At 57.2% G+C, this 912-nt stretch carries 1 protein-coding gene; it reads left to right on the plus strand.

What is annotated here, in order from left to right; all coding sequences use genetic code 11:
- On the plus strand, positions 1 to 912 hold a 912-nt coding region (locus C5S62_RS05010), incomplete at both ends, for a glycoside hydrolase domain-containing protein (protein ID WP_145958216.1).

Consider the following 912-nt stretch of genomic DNA (forward strand, 5'->3'; position numbering starts at 1 on the left):
CTTTACGGGGGATATTGACCTCAATGATGCGGAAATACGTCTTGACGGGTTACAGCAAATGCCATGGGCCTCGCCTTTCAGCCACAACGAGGAAAGCGCCAGACCGGGCTATTATGCCGTACATCTGAAACGCTATGCCGTACAGGCGGAAATGACAGCCACAGAAAGGGCCGCGATGTTCCGCTTCACCTTTCCATACGGACAAGAAGCCTCCCTGTTGCTCGACCTGGATTATGCCATACAGGAACAAACCACGCTGGAGTGTGGCGCAGAGTTGCCCGACCGGCACACACTGCGTGCCTACCGGCGCAGCTACTGGTGGGCTTACGACCAAAGGGCTTTCATCGAAGCCCGTTTCTCCCGACCTGTAGTGGAAAGTACGGTGATTCGCGACACCGTAAGCGTGAAAGGACAGAAAGTGGCCCGCAACAAAATATTGCTCCGCTTTGGCGACATGAACAACGAACCGTTGCTCGTAAGAGTAGGACTTTCAGCCGTCGACACCGAGGGAGCGGCCCGTAATCTGACGGCCGAAATGCCACACTTTGACTTTGAGCGCGTGCGCCGTGCGGCAAAAGAGAAATGGCAGACCGAATTGTCACGCATCGAGGTGAAAACAAGCGGCCTGCCGGCCGACACGATATTCTATACGGCGCTGTACCACACGGCTTTGGCGCCGATGGTCTTTTCCGATGTGGACGGCCGCCGGCGGGGAATGGACATGAAGATCCATCAGGGCCGGAAGGACGAACCGGATTTCACCGTTTTCTCGCTTTGGGACACATTCCGCGCACTTCACCCGCTGGTGTCACTCACCCGCCCGCAGGAAAACGCGGCCTATGTGCGCTCCCTTCTGCGCAAAGCCGCCGAGGGAGGCATCGTACCCAAATGGGAGTGTGCGGCCAACTACAC

This window comes from Prevotella sp. MGM2, from assembly GCF_002933955.1.
Lineage (GTDB): Bacteria > Bacteroidota > Bacteroidia > Bacteroidales > Bacteroidaceae > Alloprevotella.